The 20,744-nt window shown below is 56.3% G+C and carries 22 protein-coding genes, 1 tRNA gene and 1 pseudogene; 11 read left to right on the top strand and 13 right to left on the bottom strand.

Annotated features, from left to right (window positions below; translation table 11 throughout):
* Window positions 1-67: 67 nt before the first annotated feature.
* The 3 genes and pseudogenes from yidD to rpmH all read right to left on the bottom strand — a co-directional run bounded on the left by yidD (window position 68) and on the right by rpmH (window position 912).
* On the bottom strand, window positions 68-316 hold the full coding sequence (gene yidD / locus ACXAG8_RS15755) for a membrane protein insertion efficiency factor YidD (protein ID WP_475228443.1): 249 nt from the start codon (window positions 314-316) through the stop codon (window positions 68-70).
* Window positions 313-751: pseudogene (gene rnpA, locus ACXAG8_RS15760) on the bottom strand (ribonuclease P protein component). The gene yidD and the pseudogene rnpA overlap by 4 nt, the downstream one beginning before the upstream one ends.
* Window positions 752-777: 26 nt before the next feature.
* Window positions 778-912 carry a 50S ribosomal protein L34 gene (gene rpmH, locus ACXAG8_RS15765; RefSeq protein ID WP_005980833.1) on the bottom strand — a complete coding sequence of 45 codons (135 nt, stop codon included), beginning with the start codon at window positions 910-912 and terminating at the stop codon, window positions 778-780.
* Between the two features lie 297 nt (window positions 913-1,209).
* Between rpmH and ACXAG8_RS15770 the strand changes: the two genes are divergently transcribed.
* From ACXAG8_RS15770 to ACXAG8_RS15795, 6 genes are all read left to right on the top strand, one after another.
* Entirely contained in the window at window positions 1,210-1,941 is a 732-nt protein-coding gene (locus tag ACXAG8_RS15770; RefSeq protein WP_475228878.1) for a TVP38/TMEM64 family protein, read from the top strand.
* A gap of 3 nt (window positions 1,942-1,944) precedes the next feature.
* Window positions 1,945-3,363, top strand: a complete 1,419-nt coding sequence (locus ACXAG8_RS15775; protein ID WP_475228448.1) for a dihydrolipoyl dehydrogenase family protein — start codon at window positions 1,945-1,947, stop codon at window positions 3,361-3,363.
* Between the two features lie 66 nt (window positions 3,364-3,429).
* A complete protein-coding gene (locus ACXAG8_RS15780; RefSeq protein WP_475228886.1) occupies window positions 3,430-4,764 on the top strand; it encodes an ATP-binding protein in 1,335 nt (444 codons plus the stop codon).
* Window positions 4,765-4,828: 64 nt separating this feature from the next.
* Window positions 4,829-4,905, top strand: a tRNA-Arg gene (locus tag ACXAG8_RS15785).
* Window positions 4,906-5,270: 365 nt separating this feature from the next.
* Window positions 5,271-5,882: a hypothetical protein gene (locus ACXAG8_RS15790; RefSeq protein ID WP_475228453.1), complete on the top strand. Its 612-nt coding sequence runs from the start codon at window positions 5,271-5,273 to the stop codon at window positions 5,880-5,882.
* 587 nt (window positions 5,883-6,469) lie between these two features.
* Window positions 6,470-7,252 carry an HNH endonuclease signature motif containing protein gene (locus ACXAG8_RS15795; RefSeq protein WP_475228457.1) on the top strand — a complete coding sequence of 261 codons (783 nt, stop codon included), beginning with the start codon at window positions 6,470-6,472 and terminating at the stop codon, window positions 7,250-7,252.
* Window positions 7,253-7,343: 91 nt separating this feature from the next.
* Here the strand turns inward: ACXAG8_RS15795 and ACXAG8_RS15800 are convergent, their stop codons facing one another.
* The 10 genes from ACXAG8_RS15800 to ACXAG8_RS15845 all read right to left on the bottom strand — a co-directional run bounded on the left by ACXAG8_RS15800 (window position 7,344) and on the right by ACXAG8_RS15845 (window position 16,700).
* Window positions 7,344-7,544, bottom strand: coding sequence for a hypothetical protein (locus ACXAG8_RS15800; RefSeq protein WP_475228463.1), 201 nt, complete (start codon window positions 7,542-7,544; stop codon window positions 7,344-7,346).
* 18 nt (window positions 7,545-7,562) lie between these two features.
* A complete protein-coding gene (locus ACXAG8_RS15805) occupies window positions 7,563-7,946 on the bottom strand; it encodes a type II toxin-antitoxin system death-on-curing family toxin (RefSeq protein ID WP_475228469.1) in 384 nt (127 codons plus the stop codon).
* Complete coding sequence (locus ACXAG8_RS15810; RefSeq protein WP_475228474.1) at window positions 7,946-8,119, bottom strand: hypothetical protein; 174 nt, start codon at window positions 8,117-8,119, stop codon at window positions 7,946-7,948. The genes ACXAG8_RS15805 and ACXAG8_RS15810 overlap by 1 nt, the downstream gene beginning before the upstream one ends.
* 443 nt (window positions 8,120-8,562) lie before the next feature.
* Complete coding sequence (locus ACXAG8_RS15815) at window positions 8,563-10,227, bottom strand: terminase TerL endonuclease subunit (RefSeq protein WP_475228481.1); 1,665 nt, start codon at window positions 10,225-10,227, stop codon at window positions 8,563-8,565.
* Window positions 10,227-10,646, bottom strand: a complete 420-nt coding sequence (locus ACXAG8_RS15820) for a P27 family phage terminase small subunit (RefSeq protein WP_475228486.1) — start codon at window positions 10,644-10,646, stop codon at window positions 10,227-10,229. Before ACXAG8_RS15820 ends, ACXAG8_RS15815 begins: the two co-directional genes overlap by 1 nt.
* Window positions 10,647-11,229: 583 nt before the next feature.
* Complete coding sequence (locus ACXAG8_RS15825; protein ID WP_475228491.1) at window positions 11,230-13,743, bottom strand: DUF3987 domain-containing protein; 2,514 nt, start codon at window positions 13,741-13,743, stop codon at window positions 11,230-11,232.
* A gap of 373 nt (window positions 13,744-14,116) precedes the next feature.
* Entirely contained in the window at window positions 14,117-14,290 is a 174-nt protein-coding gene (locus tag ACXAG8_RS15830; RefSeq protein WP_475228498.1) for a helix-turn-helix domain-containing protein, read from the bottom strand.
* Between the two features lie 94 nt (window positions 14,291-14,384).
* On the bottom strand, window positions 14,385-15,068 hold the full coding sequence (locus ACXAG8_RS15835; protein WP_475228504.1) for a hypothetical protein: 684 nt from the start codon (window positions 15,066-15,068) through the stop codon (window positions 14,385-14,387).
* Entirely contained in the window at window positions 15,061-15,561 is a 501-nt protein-coding gene (locus ACXAG8_RS15840; RefSeq protein ID WP_475228509.1) for a hypothetical protein, read from the bottom strand. The genes ACXAG8_RS15835 and ACXAG8_RS15840 overlap by 8 nt, the downstream gene beginning before the upstream one ends.
* Window positions 15,558-16,700 carry a tyrosine-type recombinase/integrase gene (locus ACXAG8_RS15845; RefSeq protein WP_475228514.1) on the bottom strand — a complete coding sequence of 381 codons (1,143 nt, stop codon included), beginning with the start codon at window positions 16,698-16,700 and terminating at the stop codon, window positions 15,558-15,560. Before ACXAG8_RS15845 ends, ACXAG8_RS15840 begins: the two co-directional genes overlap by 4 nt.
* A gap of 343 nt (window positions 16,701-17,043) precedes the next feature.
* Between ACXAG8_RS15845 and ACXAG8_RS15850 the strand changes: the two genes are divergently transcribed.
* The 5 genes from ACXAG8_RS15850 (at window position 17,044) to ACXAG8_RS15870 (ending at window position 20,715) form a co-directional block, all read left to right on the top strand.
* On the top strand, window positions 17,044-18,222 hold the full coding sequence (locus ACXAG8_RS15850; protein ID WP_475228519.1) for a tyrosine-type recombinase/integrase: 1,179 nt from the start codon (window positions 17,044-17,046) through the stop codon (window positions 18,220-18,222).
* A 2-nt stretch (window positions 18,223-18,224) separates the two neighbouring features.
* Complete coding sequence (locus tag ACXAG8_RS15855; RefSeq protein ID WP_475228524.1) at window positions 18,225-18,557, top strand: hypothetical protein; 333 nt, start codon at window positions 18,225-18,227, stop codon at window positions 18,555-18,557.
* Window positions 18,558-18,661: 104 nt separating this feature from the next.
* Window positions 18,662-18,871 (top strand): MerR family transcriptional regulator, encoded by a 210-nt coding sequence (locus ACXAG8_RS15860; protein WP_475228530.1) that lies wholly within the window; start codon window positions 18,662-18,664, stop codon window positions 18,869-18,871.
* Between the two features lie 586 nt (window positions 18,872-19,457).
* Window positions 19,458-19,916 carry a helix-turn-helix domain-containing protein gene (locus ACXAG8_RS15865; RefSeq protein ID WP_475228533.1) on the top strand — a complete coding sequence of 153 codons (459 nt, stop codon included), beginning with the start codon at window positions 19,458-19,460 and terminating at the stop codon, window positions 19,914-19,916.
* Window positions 19,917-19,947: 31 nt separating this feature from the next.
* Window positions 19,948-20,715 carry a hypothetical protein gene (locus ACXAG8_RS15870; RefSeq protein WP_475228539.1) on the top strand — a complete coding sequence of 256 codons (768 nt, stop codon included), beginning with the start codon at window positions 19,948-19,950 and terminating at the stop codon, window positions 20,713-20,715.
* The last annotated feature ends 29 nt before the right edge of the window (window positions 20,716-20,744 follow it).

Here is a 20,744-nt window from a genome sequence, read left to right on the forward strand (position 1 = left end):
GCCATACATCCAAGGGCCGGTGTCTCCACGCGCGAGATGTCGATGCATCACGTCAGGCAAGGGCAGGTTACGCCGAGCGGTCATCGCTGTCCTGCCGGTCCGGCACCGGGTCATAGCCATCGCCGCCCCATGGGTGGCACCGGCCAATCCGCCGCGCGGCGAGCCAACTGCCCTTGATCGGCCCGTGCTTTTCCAACGCTTCCAGCGCATAGGCGGAGCATGTCGGCTGGTACCGGCAATTGAACCCGACCCAGGGGCTGAACAGCAACCGATAGGCCCGAACGGGCAGGGCAATGATATGCGAAAGCAAAGTCATTTTCGCGCGCTGTGCACTTTGCGCAGCGCATAGGACAGATCGTCCAGCAGCGCCTTGTAGGGGCGCGCGGCCGTGACTTCGGCCCGTCCGATCAGCACATAGTCCCAGCCGTCCTGGCCCTTGACCGGCAGCACGGCCCGTGCGGCTTCGCGCAGGCGGCGTTTGGCGCGGTTGCGGGCCACGGCATTGCCGACCTTCTTGGAACAGGTGAACCCGACGCGAATGCCGGACGCCTCGTCCGGCGCGCGCTTTCTGGCCTGGATCATCATCGAGGCCGTGCCTTGCCTGCGCGCCCGCGCAGCCTTAAGGAAATCAGCGCGCTTTTGCAGCACGCTCAGGGATGCGGGCAGGGCTTCAGGCGCGCAAACGGACGCCGCCGGGGGCGATTCCCCGGGCTGGTTCTTACCATCCACGAGGGGCCTCCGGCGGCGTCATGTTCATAACCTGAAAGGTCGAGCGGTTTACGCGCTCAGCGACTTGCGGCCGCGGGCGCGGCGTGCGTTCAGGATTTTGCGACCGGCCTTGGTGGCCATGCGCGCGCGGAAACCGTGGCGGCGTTTGCGAACCAGGTTCGAAGGCTGATAGGTGCGTTTCATCGCTCCGTCTCCAATCTATAGCGGTCGGGTGCGGCGCAGATTCGCCTGGCCCTATTGTTCGAAGCCCGTCCTCTACTGGGTCGGGGGGGGTAAGTCAAACCCCAAGGTGGGGGTTTCGCCGCCATTTGCAACAATTCTGTAACCCAACGCGGCAAAAGGTTTCAAATTGCCCGGATTGGCGGGCATAATATTCACGTTACGGGCCGCGCATATCAACGCAGCGTGAGGGTACTGTTGCGACAGGGTCTGGTGTCGCATGTTAGGTGCGCAATGAAGCGAACGAAATCGGACATGCTGATGAGCGATACGACCCAGGCACCGCGCAACCGGATTGCGCGGCATATTCCGTTGCTGGTGATACTTACGATCGCAGTTGCGGGTTTTTTCACCCTTGGCGATTTACTTTCGTTCGAGACGTTGCGCGACAACCGCGAGGCCCTGTTGGCCTGGCGAGACGCCAATTACTGGGCGTTGGCCGGAGTATTTGTAAGCCTGTATGTCGTGATCGTGGCCTTTTCGCTGCCGGGCGCGGCAGTGGCCTCGATGACCGGCGGGTTTTTGTTTGGACTGCTGGCCGGAACCCTTTTCAATGTATTCGCCGCAACTGTCGGGGCATCGGCCATCTTTCTGGCGGCGCGGTGGGGGCTGGGCGAAACGCTGACAGCGCGGCTGGAAGCGTCAGACGGAACCCTGAAGAAGCTCAAGGACGGGTTGCGGGACAATGAAATCCCGGTCCTGTTCCTGCTGCGTCTTGTGCCGGTTGTGCCTTTTTTCGTGGCCAACCTGCTGCCTGCGCTGGTGGGCGTGAGGTTCCGCAACTTTCTTGTCACAACTGTGCTGGGCATCATTCCCGGTGGTATCGTCTATACCTGGATCGGCGTTGGCCTGGGTGGCGTGTTCGACCGTGGTGAAACCCCCGACCTGTCGCTGCTGTGGGAGCCGTTCGTGATCGGCCCGATCATCGGGCTGTGCGTCTTGGCGGCCTTGCCAATTCTGATCAAAGCCCTGCGCGGCAAAAAGGACGCCTGATCCATGAAAGAGCTGAAAACGGATATCCTGGTCATAGGTGCCGGGTCGGGCGGGCTGTCGGTCGCGGCGGGGGCCGCACAGATGGGCGCGGATGTGGTGCTGCTGGAAGGGCACAGGATGGGGGGCGATTGCCTGAATTTCGGCTGCATTCCGTCAAAGGCCCTGATCGCCAGCGCCAATGCGGCCTATGCGCAGGCGCATGCCTCGGCCTTTGGCGTGGCGGACGTTGTTCCCCGGGTCGACTATGCCGCAGCCAAGGACCATGTGCATGACGTGATCGCGCAGATCGAACCCATGGACAGCCAGGACCGCTTTGAAGGCTTCGGGGTGAAGGTGATCCGCGAGCTTGGCCGCTTTGTCTCTGCTACGCAGGTGCAGGCCGGTGCTTTTCTGATCACCGCGCGCCGGGTCGTTTTGGCAACAGGCTCTTCGCCCCTTGTGCCCTCTTTGCCGGGGTTGGATCAGGTGCCTTATTATACCAACGAAAACATATTCGACCTGCGCGACAAGCCCGAACACCTGCTGATCATCGGCGGTGGCCCCATCGGGATGGAAATGGCGCAGGCCCATATTCGGCTGGGCTGCAAGGTGACGGTGATCGAAGGCCAACAGGCGCTAGGCAAGGAAGACCCCGAGGCGGCGGCTGTCGTGCTGGACAATTTGCGGGCCGAGGGCGTCGCGATACACGAGCAGGCCATGGTGGCCCAGATCCGCAGTCATGCGGGCGCGGTTGAGGTCGTGACAGAGAACGGAGAGATCCACGCGGGGTCTCATCTGCTGCTGGCCGCCGGGCGCAAGGCCAATACCGACAGGCTGAACCTTTCGGCGGCCGGAATCGACGTTACGCCGTCAGGTATCAAGGTCGATGCATCGCTGCGCACGTCCAATCGTCGCGTCTATGCGATTGGGGACGTGGCCGGGGGCCTGCAATTCACCCATGTTGCCGGATACCACGCCGGGATCATAATCCGCTCGGCCCTTTTCGGGCTGCGTTCCAAGGTTAAGACTGCCCATATCCCCTGGGCCACGTATACCGATCCCGAATTGGCCCAGGTCGGCCTGACCGAGGCACAGGCGCGCAAGCGGCACGGGCAGGCACTGGAAATCGCCCGGTTCGACTATGCCCATAATGACCGCGCTGTTACGGCGCGGAAAACCAAGGGGTTCATCAAGGTGATGGTTGTCAAAGGCCGCCCCGTCGGCGCTACGATCGTCGGGCACCGGGCGGGCGAATTGATCAACTTGTGGTCGCTTGCCTTGGCCAATAACCTGAAGATGAGCCAGATCGCGGCGATGGTTTCGCCCTATCCCACGTTCGGAGAGCTTAACAAACGCGTGGCGGGAGCCTATTTCTCGCCAAGGCTTTTTGAGAATCAAACGGTTAAACGGGTGGTCAGGTTTGTCCAGAGATGGCTGCCCTGACCTGAAGAGGAGCGCCACTTGAATTCGCTGTCCGGTCGTTTTCTGATCCTGACGACGGTCTTCGTCATGTTGGCCGAGATCCTGATATTCGTGCCTTCTATTGCGCGTTTCCGCGAAGATTTCCTGTTGAACCGGCTGGAACGCGCGCAGATTGCCTCGCTTGCGCTGCTGGCCGATGACATGCTCGCCGAAGACCTTGAGGCCGAGCTGCTGTCGAATGCCGGTGTTTTCAACGTTGTCCTGCGCCGCGATGAAGTGCGCCAACTGATGCTGTCATCGCCCATTCCCAGCGCCGTTGCGGAAACCTTTGACCTGCGGGACGCGGGGCCTTGGGTTTTGATCCGCGATGCAATGCGGCGCTTCTTTACCGCCGAGAACGAGGTGATCCGCGTGATCGGCGAACCGGTCAAGGGCGCCGGGCTGCTGATCGAGGTCACCATGGACAGCGGGCCGCTGCGCATGGCGATGACGGATTACGGTCTGCGCATCCTTGGGCTGTCTTTCGTGATCTCCATCATCACGGCGTTCTTTCTGTTTTTGGCCGTGCGTGTCGTCCTGGTGCGCCCGATCAAGGGCGTCGTGGGCTATATGCAACGCTATGCCAGCGCCCCCGAAGATGCCCGCGGGATTATCACGCCCAGCTCTCGGGTGACCGAACTGCGCGAGGCGGAAGAAGCCTTGCAGATGTTGCAGACCGACCTGACCCAGGCCCTGAAACAACGCGAAAGACTGGCGCAGCTTGGTTCTGCGGTCGCCAAGGTAAGTCACGATCTGCGAAATATCCTGACCTCGGCGCAATTGTTCACGGACCGAATCGAATCCAGCGATGACCCGCTGGTGCGGCGCATGGCCCCCAAGCTGGTCGGGTCCATCACGCGGGCCGTGTCACTGTGCGAGGGCACGCTGGCCTTTGGGCGCGCCGAGGAACCCGCGCCGACGCTGAACCTGGTTCGCCTGCGCGATATCGCGGAGGATGTCGTCGGAAGCGAACAGCTTGCCGTCGGAGAAAATGCGATAGAAATCACCAATGATGTGCCCGATGACATGGTTGTCCGGGCCGATCCCGAACAGATTTTCCGGGTGGTTCTGAACCTTGTCCGCAACGCGCGCCAAGCCCTGGTTGCCTCGGGAATGTCGGGACAGATAGTGATTTCGGGGCACGAGACAGACACCGACTGGATCATCGAGATTCGCGATACCGGCCCCGGTTTGCCCCCCAAGGCAAAAGAAAACCTGTTTACCCCGTTCCAGGGCGGCGTTCGCAAGGGCGGGTCCGGTCTGGGGCTGGCGATTTCGCAGGAACTGGTGCGCGGCCACGGTGGCAACCTGGCTCTTGGGTCAACGGGAACGGACGGAACCACCTTTGAAATAAGGCTGCCGCGGGGCGACGGGACTTTTTGAAAGTTTTTTCAAGAATCGACTTGCGCGTGCCTGATCCGGGGTCTACATAGCGCCTCACCAACGCGGACCGATAGCTCAGCTGGATAGAGTACTTGACTACGAATCAAGGGGTCGGGGGTTCGAATCCTCCTCGGTCCGCCACTGGTATCAATCACTTGGCGGAAATTTGGCAACTGGCAAAATGGACTGTGTCAGTCTGGTGTCAGTCGCGCCGCTTCAATTCGTCCCGTAAGATTCGCTCGGCCAGTATCAGCCCAGCGGCGGCGCAAACGTCTGCCCTGTGTTCCAAAGCATCCGCTTGCACGCTGCGCAGATCAGGCCATGACTTTTGCTTCTCAACCTGTACGGCGTGTTCCGCGTCACCTTCCCGATAGAAAGGAAACCGATGGGGTCGATGGGTGCCGTCGGTTTCTTGGTTCTTTTTATCTACCTGCTGATAACGATGGCGGTACGGTCAATTAGCACTTAGGTCGCTTGGCATGACAGGATTTGGGAGCAACAAAGCGATGACCGACAACGAGAATTACCTTTCCACAGATGAGGCGCATGACGTTTTGATTTCGCTGAGCGAAGTACTGCATCAGATGGAACGGGTGGTGTCGGGCAACATACACTGTTGGAAATGGGCTACTATCGCCATGGCTAGCGCTGTTAACGGCGCATTGACTTGTCATTTGTCAGGTACGATGCAGGTCGGAGCGCTTACAGAAGACGATGCAATAGCAACCATGGATGCCTTGCAAAACGGCAGCCACGATGAATTGCCCAAAAAGCCAAAGTTGGCAAACCCACATGAACTATTGAAACGTGCACGACGAGAGGACAAGCGTTTTGAGCGTGCTGGGTGCGTTTTGGAATTTAGTGCGGAACAGAAACGCGCGTTCAAAAGGCTGTTCGAAATTCGCAATGATTTCTCACATTTCGAACCGAAAGGTTGGAGCATCGAAGTTAGTGGCATGCCTTCAATAATGCTCAACTGTCTGAAAATCATCGAACAAACTTACGACGCTTGGTGGGCATTTCGTCATCTTGGCGACGATGACTATGAAGAAATCACCAAACTGATGGACACGCTAAAAACGGTCCTTGTGAAAGAAATAGAGACACGTAGCAATTAAGCCGCAATCGAAAGAAGAGAGTTTGCACCGACTTTGGCTGCTTGGTTTCTCAATTCTGTAACTGCTAAGTCGACGGACTGCTGAACTGTTACAACTGTAGTTCCCTCGGTACATGCCGAAACAACCGCAACAGACAGCATCGTTGCGGCAAATCTTATGTGTTTCATGACGTCCCTTGTGTTTCCATTTAATCATGCAGAACGTGTGCTTCGGTTTCAAACGGACCTTGTGAATAGTTGCCAAAAAATTGTTCCAAACTGACTATTTTCGGTTCCGTAAAAAGTGACTTGGACCACAGGTGTAATTGCCATGTGGCTTGGGTCTACCACCCCCACACACACTGCCATACCTGCATCTTTTTCGAAGAGATTCCTTGCCAGCATAGGCTTTAAGAAGGAACACTAGCCCCTCAATACGGGCTTGTTTTGATAGGGAAAACGCAGCACTCGCAAGATCACATACCTAGTCAATGTCCATGGGCGTTTTAGGTATGCTATTTGGAAAGTCGCCGAGAGTGCCTAGGTGAGTGATGAGACCATTCGTGGGGTGGCCTCAAATGGCGGTCCGTAGTCTGGGATGGTTTGACAGTGAACAAGAGTGATTACATTGAAAGATATGAGCATGAACTGCCTCTGCCGCCGCTTGAGGAAGTGTTGGAACAACTTGAGGACGGTCAATTAGAATACTTCCTTGGTCCGGAGAACCGCGATGGCAAACGGTATAGGATAGTCCAGCTTAGGGGTCCGTATGGTGAGACAATTACGGGACTGCACCGGATTATTGCGGCCAGCGCGTTGGGTCACTGGGTGGATCGAAGAGCCGAAGTCGATCATATCAACCATGACCCGAGCGATAATCGAGCGGAAAATCTTGAGATTGTTACACCCGCTGTAAACCGTGAGAGGCGTCGTCAGCGGCTGGATGCATCGAAAGCTGCAAACCCAGACAAAGTACGGAAGCGGATCAGTCGAAGAAAAGCTAAGGTCGAGAACCAACAGGCTAGAACGCAGGCAGCAATTGATGCCTATCTGGCCGGGATAAAAAAACCAACCGAAGTATCGAAACGCTCCTTCAACCCACCAAGGCAGAATCGAGCGTCTCCAGCGATCACCCCTCGTTCATCATCGACTTCGGCAAGTCGAGAGTTGCCTACACCCCGTCCCAGATCGAATACGACTGATCGAAAGGCGCTTCCTAGCGGCAACGATCTGGCGGCAAAATTGGGTACCGTAGCCAGTCTTGAGGAATTGAACGGCATGCTCAATCGCAGAGACATTTCCCCACACCTTCCCGAATGGACAGAGGAAGAAATCGAATTGTTTGAAAGCCGCAAACGCTTTCTCGAAAAGCAGCGCTATCGTCGTTATTAAAGCGATACCAGCACCATCCAACGGCCATGGTGTGGACAATAAGCAACATCCAGGGCGGATTAATGTCAACTGTTTGAGTGGTTTAATGACGCTAACTCGTCGGTTGTTCTGGTGCGTCACCCAAAGCCAGCAGCAACAGAATTGCAAGCAGTGGCGATCCAACCAAACCAATCAAAAACCAGATCAAACCGGATCGGTTGCGTCGTCCTGCCATTGTGATCGGCAGGATGTAAAGCCAGATAACAAAGACGCCTAGGACGATAAAAAGTAGTCCACCAATAAGACCTTCCATGGCTTGTTTACCTTCCGTTTATTCAATGACTGTGTGAAACCAGAATGCGGCGGCTTCCTGTGACATGCTGTCCTCAACCAGACGCACGACAATCTTGTCCAGAAAATCGATAGAAACAGGCGGCAGATTGTATCCAGACAGTCGGATCGTGGTCATGGTGACAAGCACAGCCGCACGTTTATTGCCGTCGTGAAAGCCATGTGCTTTGGCGACACCGTGCAAAAGCGCGGCGGCTTTTTCATGCAGTGTCGGGTAAACGTTCTGCCCACCAAAGGACGCATACGGTCGGGCTATGGCACTTTTGATGCTGTGTTCGCTTTTGATATACGGCTTGGCGTCTGGCACCCGCATGGCCTCGCAATAGACCAGCAGAATGTCATCATACGTGACTTCATAGATCATTACTTGTCGGCCAGTCGGTCCAGCACGTCTTTCATGTCTTTGGCCGTACGCTTTATTGTTGCCTTGACCTCTTCACGAGACGGTTTTTTTGTCACGCGTTCGGGCTGTGTTTTCTGATCGTTGGTCATATGGCTAGGATTGTCCTTCACCCACCATATCGTCAACTGTTTCATACGACCATTTGCATTTGGCCCCATCCGAGCAAATACATGATCGTTACGGCTTCAGCCATCATCAACTATGTGAAACTGGCGGCATCGGTGATCGGTAGGAAACCGCAATTTTGATGTTTTCTAGAAGAGGCGGCCCGAATAAATGAGAAACGCCACAAATCCAATCAGCGCAATCAAACACGCGGCCTTAGACGGCGAACGCTGATTGGAGACCCATCTTCCATGAGAAAAATATCCTTGTACTATATCTGAGTCTCTACCATCGATCAGGTACAGGTTATGCAAAAGCCAAAATGAAAAGGCGACCAAAGTCCAAATCAGACCTAGTAAAATGGGCGCAAAGATCACAAGGATCAAAGCACCTCCTAAAATATAGAATATGGTTTCTAACATCGCCAACAGTCTTAACACAGTCTATGACTGCTTGTGGATTTATTCACATGTCATCCAATAAACCGCCCGAGGTCAAAGGCGCGGTGAGCGTGTTCATCGATGAGGGCGACAGCGTTGATCACCGAAATGATGCCATCGATTTTGGCGTAGCCTTGGCCTGATAGACGGTTGTCGCGTTTTTTTAGGCGTCGGTTGCCGTTCGCCAGTTCCTCAACCAAGAGATTGTCAACGTTCGCTATCAGCAGGGGGCAATGACTGTGCGAAACCGCGCCGTCGAGTAAACGCGCCTCAAGGCTGGCCAGAGCTGCACCCAGAACCCAAGTTTGCGGCACGGCTTCAAACCTCTTGCTCGTGGCCTCGCGCAACGCCTGCGCAAAGCCCGTCTGGCCGTGCTCATCGCCGCCCACGACGTCACAGCCAGCTTGGGCCACCAAATCGAACATGGCGGCCTGCATCGCCTCTGCCGTTTCATGAATGTGCAACGTTTCGTTCTTTACGGCGGTGTCGTAAGTCTCTTTCAGGTTATCGGGCGCACGCTCGTAACCCGTCTTGGTGAGAAACTGATGAACCGTCAGCTCTAGCCGTCGCTGGGCGGCCTTGGGGCGTCTGGCTACGCACACGGCGGCTGGGTCATCAAGCCCGCCTGCATCTATACCCACGGCGGTGAAATCATACGGCCCAGACGGCGCTAGACGCGGGCATTTATCCCAGTTCAGATGCAAGATGCTTTCAGCGTTTGCCGTGCTGTCGTTTCGCTCAATTCCCAGACGCTGGGACAAGGTGAGGGCAAAGGACTCTTGGTCATCAGCATCAGCAGCTTGCCGCAACTCTCGTTCCAGCTCGGCGGCGTCCATCGTGCCGGGTTGCTCGGCTGTGCGCAGCGAGGGCATACCGCGCCACCACTGGCATGGGTCCAACCGATCAAGGTCGGGCCGCTCGTTCAACGGGAAGGTGTAGAGCAAGGGCAGAAAGTCGGGGTCTTGTATGTCGCCGCCTCGCACGGATCGCGCATAAGCAAGCTGGCGCTTAAATTCACCTTGGGGCGGCTCAATGCTCATCGTGGTAATGGCGAGAACCTTGAAGTCGCGGCCCCAGTTCGCGCCACCTTGTCTAAGCTGATTAATCGCGGCGGTGGCGTCACTCAGTTGCGCCATTTCGTGCAACTCATCCAAGATCAGTAACACAGGGCGGCGGCCCACTGCGTTACGCATGGAGCAAGAGATAATCTGGATCACGATACCGCTTGTAATGTGCGTCAGGCTCTTGGACTGGGCATTGCTGCGGAACAGGGGGCGCAACTCATCATCCGCCAGAATGGCCTCTAAGATGTGGTTGAACACGATCTTTGCACCTTCGATGTTGGCAGCCATAATGACAACCTGTCCGCGCGTATTGATCCCGAGAATTGAGGACAACATGACGTAGCCCAGAGCAAAGGCACCCACGCTCACAGATTTGCCGCTGCCCTTGCCCAGAACCCAGAGCGACTCGCGCACTTGAAAGCTGGCCTTTAGAGCATCGCGTTGCCACGGCAGCCAGTGTTGCTCTAATCGGTCCCCCGCTGCTGGTCCCTGAGTAAGCGTAAACTTTCCGCACAGCGTTACGAACCGTTCCGCTGTCTCGGCGTCTCGGTCGAGCAAAGGCACAAGCGACTGGGCATCTGGTGCGTACGCCCAATCTGGATTGGCTGGCGTTACGGGGCGGATATACCTCATCAGGCTTGCCAGACCGAATTTCCAGGTGTTTGCGGTTCGTCCTTTTTGACGGGCAACAGCTTGCCTTTACCAAGCCCGAGTTGTTCGCCCAGTTTGTTCAAGGCTCCTGAGTGCCGCACGATAATTGCAGACGCTGGGTGCTGCTTTCCGTCTGGCCCAATGGGGCCACCATCTAAAGTCATACGCATCTGGGCGCTACGGATCGCAGCGAGGTTGATAATATACGTCTCAACCACGCTGGCCTTTTCGGGCGTCCACGCTTCTTGCCTGTGCAAGTGACGAATGAGGCCATCCCATTCAGCCCAGTAAGCTGGATTAAGACTTTCGGGCATGATTGGCGTCTCAAACGGCGCAGTTTCGGCTGTTTGGTTCTGAACGGCAGCTAGTCCGCTCTTATCTGCTGTAATTCGACGGGCCATATTACCCCCCTTTCTTTTCTTTGTAGCGGTTGAAAATTTCACCAACTCGGTCACGAACAGGCGGTATACCTTTTTCGGTTGCCCCGCGCATGGTGGAATTGGGTCCACTTTGTGCTGGCGACTGCCCCCCGCTCGACAATGAGCGGACGGCGGCAGAGCGTGCAGCATCACCATGATTGTCAGCAGCGTTGCGTAGCTTGCTGTTACACGATGTGCAGATTGGTCTTAAATTGCTGACGTCCCAGAACCGATGATTGGTTATAGAGTGATTGATATGGTCGCAGGCTGTCGCAGGCACACGGTGACACACTGAACAGATTGGTGAGTTGGCCAACACCTGTTTGCGCAGTTTCTTCCAACGTGCAGAACCGTACCATTTCTTTCTGATGGCCACCTCGGGCCGCCTGCTCTTACGCTCAGTCATGGCTGCACCACGCTGCATATAGAGCGTTTTATAGTCTCATTGGCTGTCAACGTTACGAAAATGTTGACAATGTAGCATGCGCGTCGAGGGCATATATTTTTAACACTTCTTCTTCTTCTTTTTTTATGCACACGCATCGCGCGCACGCGAGCAACATTGTCAACACGACACATCCCTCTTGATTTTGGCCAACTCAGCAGCGCGACGTTCTCTTTCGACAACAGCAGCTTTGGCAAACAACGTGTGAACGGCTGGGTTCACGTCCCAATTGCGTGACAGCCAGTTCATATCAACGGGCGTCAACCAACCGCAGTCTTCCATGTAACGCAGCACACGCAGCTTTGTGGTGTCTTCCATGCTGCGCCACGCACGATAGTCCTGCTGCAAATTACGCAACGCCAGCCGCGTGTGACCTTTGCTCAGGATGTAACCCGCAATCCAACGCACATACTCGCTGTCGCTGCCACTGCCGAGAACGTCATCGTAGAGCGTAAACACGTTGGGCAGGAAATACCGCAAATGCAGGTCTGCCACGATTTGGGCCGTATGGGCCGAAACCTGATAGTCAACAGGCTGTCGCCCAAAGCTGGCCTGTTCTATGGCGTGCAGCACCAACGTCCAGCGATAGATACCGCCCTCAAACTTGGCCAGATGACTACTGACACGGCCCGCCAGCGTTCCGCCACTGACAAGGGCGTACACATCGTCCCAGCAGCTTTGCAGTATCGTGCCTGCCTCGGGGGATAGCTGCACGGTTCCCAGTTTCGCCTTGGCGAGTGTGTTTATCACGGCATTGTAGAGGTGAACGTTTGCGGGGTTCGTTTCAGCGTTGGTCGCCTGTGCCGCTCGTGACGCAAAGAACGGGTAGAACCGTTGCAGCAAGCCGTCGTCCGTCGCATCACGCATCGCCTTGGCCAATGCCTCGGGCTGGATACCCCCGATAATCGACGCCGACCAATTCGGCGCGTTTACCTCGCCACGAGAAACGCGGGCGACCTTGTTCAGACCGCCATTGTAGAGACGCAGGTAATCTGCACGGTTCTTGGCTGTCCCGTTGCGCCCGTCGATACTGCCAAGCCATCCCGACAGTTCATCGAATTCCAGCGTGATGCCGCGCGGGTTGTATTGCAGAACGTCCGACAGCTTTTCTGTCGTCACGTCGCTGAACAGGATTTTGCTTGTGTCGGGATGTGCTGGCGGCAAGCCCTCGGGCGGTTCGTCTACTTTGCCGTCGGTATATTTCTTGAGGGCCGTGTTGTGCCGCTTGCGTTCAGTTTCCCACTGGGCCAGCCGCGCGCCGTCGATTTCGCTGTTGTCGCGGTCGATACGTCTAACGGGTTTCATCGCCATGTTGAGGCCGGGTGTTTTCTTGACACTCGGGTCACCAACCATGCCAAGCCACAGGCGTGGATGTTCCAGCCAAGGGCGATGGTCGTGCGGTTTAATCTGCAACCTGTCATCCAGCGCGGCCACAGTCGCCCCAATACAAGACGCAAACATGATTTCGCGGGGGACGCCCATTGCAGGGGCCTCAGCGTCCAGCAGCGGGCGCAGAGCGGCTGGTATGGCTTCCTCGGGCAGTCTCGGCGGCAATATGGGCTGCATCAGGTCCACCGGGTCATTCTCGCCCCATATGGACGCCACAGACGCCACAGGCATCCTAGCAGGCGGCAACATGGCCAGATGGGGCGCTAATCGCCGTTCCTGCATCATAGAGGCCAGATGCGGCGGCAAGACGCCCCCGTATGCCTTCTTTGTCAGATATTGCAGTTTGCCAAAGGTCAGGCGTCCGTCGGGTTTCAATCCCTTCCATTCTCTGTCGTGCGCTTTTGCGTCGAACTTGAGGCTCTTGCGACTCCATGCCTCAAAAAGCGGGCCGCCTTCCTCGTGGCCCAGACTTTGACACACGGCAAAACCTACATCGCGCCAGTCGTCATAACTCAGACCGCGCGGCTGGTCGGGTTTATCTGGCGGCGGCGGTCCATCGTTTGGCAGTGCCTCAAGAAACGCCTTCACCAGAGCGGCAGGAACGTCATCGTCGCCCTCGTGCGTAACTCTGTCCGTTACATCCGTTACAGGGCCGCGCCGTGCCAGTACCGCCTGTTTGATACGCGGGGCAGGGGCAGGCTGCACGTTGTAGCCGTCCAGATGGTTGAACGTGAGCGCGACGGCCAGCTTGGGGTTGCCCATGAACCCGCATCCGTTGGCCTCTACTTGCGATTGCTCGGCGTCGCCTTCCTCGCGCACCATAACGACACGCAGGCCCGTGCCAGATGTGGACACCTCAACATAGGTTTGATCCAGGGATATGATGTCTTGCGCCCACGGGTCGATGTGGCCCGTGGCTGGATTGCGGCAGTTGTCCAAGTCGGCAAATGTCAGCAGGCTGTCGGGGCGGGGCAGGTAACCGTAGCTGAGGCCCGTAACCCTGTCGTCATAGCAGGTTTCCATCCCCGCCACGTTTGCCATGCTGAGAATTTGCTGCACCTGTTGATAGGTGTAGCTGGCGGCGCTCTCTTTGGCATGGGGATACCGCACGGCGTTAAACATAGTCGGAAACTTGCCTCGCTTTGGCGAGATACGGCCATCGGCAAGGCGCTGTTCAAAGACGGTAAATATCAGCCAATTGCGCTCGTGTTGCGCTTGTTCCCAGATTGGCACGGTTGCTCTCATGCCGCCACCTCACACAGTATGCGCTGGCACAACAGGACAGCAGCGGCCCGTATGCCCGCCTCTGTCGGCCCCATTTCAGTCAGTACATGTCCGCTCGGGCGCAAATATGAGCTACCAGGTACCTGCACCAGAGCCTCAACTTGCACCTTCCACGAGACGCGCGGTATCGCTTCCCAGACGGTGACACGGATGGTGCCTGCGTAGCCTTCATTGGGGCGGTCGTTCACCCATTCGATTTTCATTTCGGTAATTCCTTTACGGTCGGGTCGCCTGCCGCTATCCTCAACCGCGTTCCAAAGCAGTCGATGATTTGACGGGCGGGGCGGCTGTTACAGGCCGCCCTGTTACGTTTGGGTGAGGTTGGGGTGAGGCATCACGCGGCCTCATCGGGCTGCAACCACGCGTCAATGTCACTGCGTCTGTAACGCACGTATCGGCCCTTTTGTATGAAACTCGGGCCAAAGTCCTTTTGCCGCCAGCGGGCAAGCGTAACTGGATGCTGGTCCAGCAGCTTTGCCGCCTCTTGTGTTGTTAGGAGTTCATCCATGTTGTCACCTGTTGATTTTGCGAATCGTGGTGACAACCCATGATGGGCATAAAAGGGCGTCTGTTTAGGGACAGACAATGCTTGTCCCTAAATTCTATTTTTGGTTGTCGCGGACCAATTTTTTTCGCGTTGCTGAATCTAGGTTCATTGCATCGGCCAGAAACGCGCCGTCATCATCATAGCCGTAGACGCCAGCCAACTGGGCCAATTGCTCGGGTGTTGCCGTCTTGAGCCTCGCAATCAGGCTCTTGCCGTTCGGCCCGTCGAGGCCAAAGACGGCCCAAGCGTCAGCCTTGCGGGCTTTGGCGGTTGAACGCTTGCGGGTGTTGCCGCTCTGCTGGGCGCGGCGGTTCAACTCACTTATTGCGGCCTGAGCCTTGGCGGCGCGTAACTCGGCGGCCTCTGGGGCAATGACATGTCCATTTCCCAGCCACCTATGCGCCGCCAGTTCTACCAATTCCAATTGGGCGAGAAAGTCGCCCTCGGCGGCCCAGTGTCGAAACGTTTCAATGCACTCGTAACACTGAAGGTGAAACGCGACGGCGGGGTTGTCATCGGCATAACGCAGGCTCTGGCGGTCGTTTGGGTCCAACCCAAGGGCTTTTATCTCTGGCACGGCCTCGGCGGCCAATGCGGTCAACACGGCCCGCGCATCCGATGCCAGAGCGTCGGCAGCCTCGTTCTCATCCTCGCCGCGCTGCGCCGCATACCAAGCGCGGTCCATATCAGGCACGAAGTGGCGCAAGCTGTCTAAGGCTGCTGTCATGTCATTAATCATCGTCTTCCGACTGTGCAAAGCTGTTTACCTTGGCTGTCACCGCCAAAACTAGCTCCAGTGCAAGGTCTACAGCGTGCAGTTCCGCGCACATTGCGTTATATGAATTTGCACTTATCAGCTTTGCTTCTGCTCGTTTCCAGCGCCCAGTGTTCTCTGAGGCAATTTCCAAAAATCGTGCATCACGTGCTCGGCGCAAAGCAGTATCACATAGTTGCCAGATTTGCCCCATTGAGTTCTCTAGGTCGCTCAATGATTTGGCGAGTCTGATTGGCTCAGTGAGACTGACGATGTCTGCAGCAGAAGGGTAGTCAAACTTGAAGTCCCGCTTGGTCCATTTCTCCTTTTCGAACGTATTCTTCAGGCTCTCTAACCAGTGAAGAGCGTCTGGAGCGTTCCCGGTTTTTAAGTGCTTGGCTACCAACTCAGCAGTCTGCTTTGAATTGGCGTATCGAAGTTTGACTGATATGTTTTCGTTCTCTTGGTCGATTATCACGATACCAATCCCTCTACATGCCCTTGCCAGCCGCGTAACACCTCGCCAGCCTCTTGGGCATAGTCGTATTGCTGATAGGCTTTATCAAGGTTCGTGCGCTGAACCTGATGCGCCAAGGCGGCCTCGCTGGCCTCGTATCCATAACCCTCGGCAGCGGCCCAAGTACGCATTGCTCGGCGCACGTCGTGCGGCTTTACCGTCGCATCAACGCCAGCCGCTTTGCGCCATGTAGGTAGAGCCTGCTTTAGCCGGGTCGTACCTCGCCCGAATACCGCGCCCTCTTGATTGAGAACGGGCCGTATCTGATCGTATGCCCAAGGTGTAAGAGGCGTCCAAAACTCGCGCTTGCCTTTCATTACATCGGCAGGCCAGACGATACCGTCTTGTCGAATCCAATCGCGCTGCAATTGCTGCAAGGCTCCTGTGCGAACACAGGTCATAAGAACGAGGCGGCCCGCAATAGCCGTAAGAGGCGTCAAAGTCTCGGCGGCGTTCCAGAGTGCCTTAATCTCATCCTCGGCCATAACTCGGGTGCGTGGCTTGGGTGTTGGTGCGGCTCTGCTGGCTTTGGGCAAAGTCACCTCTGTCAGCCCTCGGCTATCCGCCCAAGTCAGAAAGCTGTTGAGGGTGCGGAAAGTCAACGCGCCACTTGATGCGCTACGGTCGGTCGCGCGGTCCACAATCCGCATCAGGTCGGCGCGTGTTACATCACCTATTCTAATCTCGGCGGCGTCAGAATTGAGAACGTCGCGGCGCATCGCTCCAACGTAGCCCTCGCGGGTGCTGGCACTCCAAGCGTGCTTGGGACTGTCGAGCCATTGCGAGACAAGTTGGCCCAAGGTGTCGCCGTGTTTGGCCTTGGCCGTTGCTGTCTCGGCCTGCTGGCTGGGGTCGGCTCCTGTGCGTATCTCCAGCCGCATCTGGGCTGCCCTCTTGCGGGCCGCATCAACCGTCAACTCGCCCAGCTTGCCAATTGTCAGCCGCTTATACTTCCCAGTTCCGCGCACCTGATAATTGAGGAAAAGCGTCACGTCGCCATTGTTGGCTTTGCGTGCGCCAAAGCCCTTAACCTCAGTATCCCAGATTAGTTTTCCCGCTTCAGCATCCGCCAGATTGCGGGCGCTTAGTTTGATTGCCATGTCAGCACCACGTGTCAGTCACATGTCAGTATATGTGCGTTATCGGGGGCTAATGTAAATACCTCTATGTCATCAACTTCTATATAAAAACTTCTATATTCAATAGTTTATGCGGTAGATTCAATTATTTGCATGTCAGGTATGCGTTGACTACGAATCAAGGGGTCGGGGGTTCGAATCCTCCTCGGTCCGCCACTTGGTGATTTTCCCAAATCCTGATGAGACGCACTAGGTTGCATAAACCCCTGTGTTTTGTGGCTATAGCCACGCTGGTGGGTTTCGTTGGATTTTATCCGATCATACCAGTATACTTTCATTGAGTGGTATATTTTGTGGTATTTTCATGTCTGCGCTCAGCGGAAAGCTGACAAAGAAGCTGGTAGAGAATCTAGGTCCGGGTCGGCATGGCGACGGTTCTGGTTTGTACCTCGTTGTTGATCCATCAGGTGCACGGCGTTGGATCGTACGAGTTACGGTCAAGGGGCAGAAGAACCGTAAAGGCGCACCACTGAGAACGGATTTTGGTTTGGGTGGCGCTGATGTTGTCACTTTGAACCAGGCTCGAGAAAGAGCCCTCGAATATCGACGCATGGCAAAGTCCGGACTGAACCCTCGTTTTAACGCCCAGCGCGAAATCCCGACCTTCGAAGAGCTCAGCCGACAGGTCCACATCGACCGCCTGCCGACATGGAAGAATGCCAAACATGGACAGCAATGGCTCAACACCTTGCGCGACTACGCGTTCCCAAAGATCGGCCGTATGCCCGTGGACAGCATCGATCAGCCCGAAGTGCTGATGTGCCTGTCGCCAATCTGGACCGAGAAACACGAAACCGCAAAGCGACTGTCGCAGCGGATCAAGACGGTGCTCGATGTGGCAAAGTCCAAGGGCTTCCGCTCGGGCGAGAACCCGGTGACCGCGATCCGCGAAGGCAAAGTGCTGCCTACCGTCAAAGCCAAGGTGCAGCACCACCACGCTATGCCGTGGCAGGAGGTGCCCGCTTTCTATGCCGAGTTGCAGACCCGCTCGGCCATGGCCGCCAAGGCGCTGCAGTTCACCATTCTGACCGCTTGCCGGACTTCAGAGGTGCTGGAGATGAAATGGCCGGAGGTCGATGTGGATGCGCGCCTGTGGACCATACCTGCGGAGCGCATGAAAGGCGGGCAGGTCCATCGCGTGCCTCTCACCGGCGAAATGCTGGCCATTCTGGAGCCGCTGCGCGCATTGGCCTCTGACTATGTGTTTGAGGGCCAAAAGCGGCATCAGCCCCTGTCGAACATGTCCATGCTAATGCTGTTGCGCCGGATGCGGCAGGATGGCGTCACCGTGCATGGCTTCCGCAGTTCGTTCCGAGATTGGGCGGCGGAGGCTGCAAACGCGCCGCGCGAACTGGCAGAGGCGGCATTGGCACACCAGGTTGGATCAGATGTGGAGCGGGCTTACGCGCGGTCGGATTTGTTGGAGCGGCGGAGCGAGTTGATGGCGGCTTGGTCGCGCTTTTCAACAAATTTTGGGGTTTAGAGATGCGCATCCAAGTTTACTTCAGCTTGCGCTCTTTGCTCTTGCAGAGAATCTACCGGACCGACTTGAACTTAATTCGAAACGACAGCCAAGCTGCAAAACTAGTCTTTGAGTACGTGCATGCAATCGAGGTGCAGATTTGGGAGGAACGAGACGGCGATTTTATGAGTCTCGCTCAGGCGCAAGAGGCTTCGTTCAAAATCAGTCCACTTTTTGGTTTATCCGAGACAACCTTGAGAAAGTACATTTCGGAGTTGTGGAGACAGTCGAACATGGCAGATTGCCTCAAGATCGAAGTGGATAAGTTTGTGGATTACGATAGCCGACAGCTATGAAAAGCTAAATAAGAAAGGGTTTTTCCAAATTGGAAAAGTTCTCTATGAGTTGAATCAAATGTGTGAATATTGGGTGTCACCTTAAGAAAAACAAAAGGTGACCAATGACACAAGTTTTCGAAAAAGACCGCATCTACTTCCCAGAAGACCCCGAAATGCAATTACTGGGAAACCGCGAGAAGCTGGCTCAATGGCGCCACCGCATGTGCGGTCCGGCCTTTATCCGCATCGGTCGACGGATCGCCTATCACGGCGCCGATCTGAACGCCTGGCTGGCGGCCCGGCGCACCGATCCCAACAACGAGGCTGCATAATGAAAAACCCCAACTCCAAGCGCGGAGATGGGGCTTTTCCAGTGACATCAACTGCCACCCTAGCAAGTCAAGTTGATGCCACAGGATGCCCCGCGCCGACAAGACAAAACGAGCGCCTGTACTACTGGTCGCCCCTGAGCCATTCGGTTGAACGGGTGATCGTGCGGAAAGGACGGATCGAGCATGGTTGATATCTCCTTTTCCAAATCGAACAGTACCAGTCACGAAAAGGGTCCGGACACTGGCCCACTTACCCGAACCGATCATTGGGAAACTGCTGAGAACTACAGCGACGAGCTCTTTCGCCGTGGTGTCTACCGCGTCTCTGTCTGCCGGGATGGCATCCAATGGCTGTTTCAGCGCCAGAGACCCCAATTTCCGGCCGGGGGAGCGGCCTGGGATACGCTCGGGTATTGTGTGTCGAAATCCGGCCTGACCCGGCTCGTCCGGACGCATATCGGCTGTGACCTACCCGAACTGGATGCATTGCCCGCGCATTTCCAGCGGAGGTGTAGCGATGAGTAGGCGTCGATCTTCGAAGGGCAAACGGTCGGATGAGGGGCAATACATCCCTCTGTCCTACGCCATGATCAAATCTCCGGCATGGCGGGCGTTATCCGGACCTGCCGTGAAGCTCTGGTTGGAGCTTCACACCCGCTACCACGGTGGCAACAACGGCAAGGTTTTTCTGTCGATGAACGAGGCGGCGGAAACTCTCGGATTGGGGAAGGCCACGGTTCAGCGGGCTTTCGAGGATCTTCAGGACAAAGGCTTCATTGTGCTGGAGCAAGAAGGCAACTGGTATCACCGCCAAGCCCATGAGTGGCGATTGACGACCAAGCCGACACAGACCCGGTCCGGCAAGAAAGCCGCCACCAACGACTGGCGCTTATGGCAGCCCGAGAAAACAAAACGCGGTTCTGAGACGGACCCGTCAGCATCCTCAGTGGTTCCGTTTGAGAACCCAAAGACCTCCCCTGGTTCCAAATCAGAACCCGTCAGGCCAGTTTTTATCCGGTCCGTCGGTTCTGAAACGGAACACTAATACTAACCACTCCCTGTTACGCGAGGCGGACATGAGCAAGGCCCAGAAAGACAGTGGCAACGAACTTCGGACAATGAAATCCGAGCTTACCGATACGGAAACCAATGCGATTGCGGATTTGAAGGAGCGGAAGAAGTCACGCGTTCGGGCGCCGGACATCAAGTTGGACTTCGAGGAAGAAACGCGACGGCTCACGGTTGGGCACAAGGGAAAAGACCCAAAAGCGGCTTGTGCTTTGGCGATGCATGAGCTCGGCACCGTTGACTATCGGTTCTTCGAAGGTGTCATGGACCAGGTCGCAATTCTCGGACAACAGGACAGCTCTGTTTCTGAGACCGCATCCAACTTCGTTATGTCCGTTGTTGCCGGGGTAAGGCCCCAAGACGAGATTGAAGCCATGCTTGCGATCCAGATGGGCGCAATCCATCAGGCCACGATGATGATGGCACGCAGGCTCAATCACGTAAAAACTCTCCCGCAACAAGATTCAGCAGAACGGGCGCTCAACAAACTTGCGCGGACTTTCACCAGCCAGGTTGAAACCCTGAAAAGGTATCGATCCAAGGCAGATCAAACCGTGCGTGTTGAGCGCGTCGAGGTCAAAGAAGGCGGGCAGGCAATTGTTGGCAATGTTCAAAACGGGGGCAGGGTGAATGACAAAAAACGACGACAACCTCTTGGACCCCGCCAAAAGGCTGCGAAATGCGCCCAGATGTACTGCAACGGCAAAGTCCACAGGCCTGCGATGCCGTGCACCAGCCGTTCAACGCTGGAGTGTTTGCCGCATGCATGGGGCTAGAGGTGGGCATGTTGCTGGGCCAAGCCATC

The sequence above is a fragment of the Ruegeria sp. ABD4_443 genome, assembly GCF_056160865.1.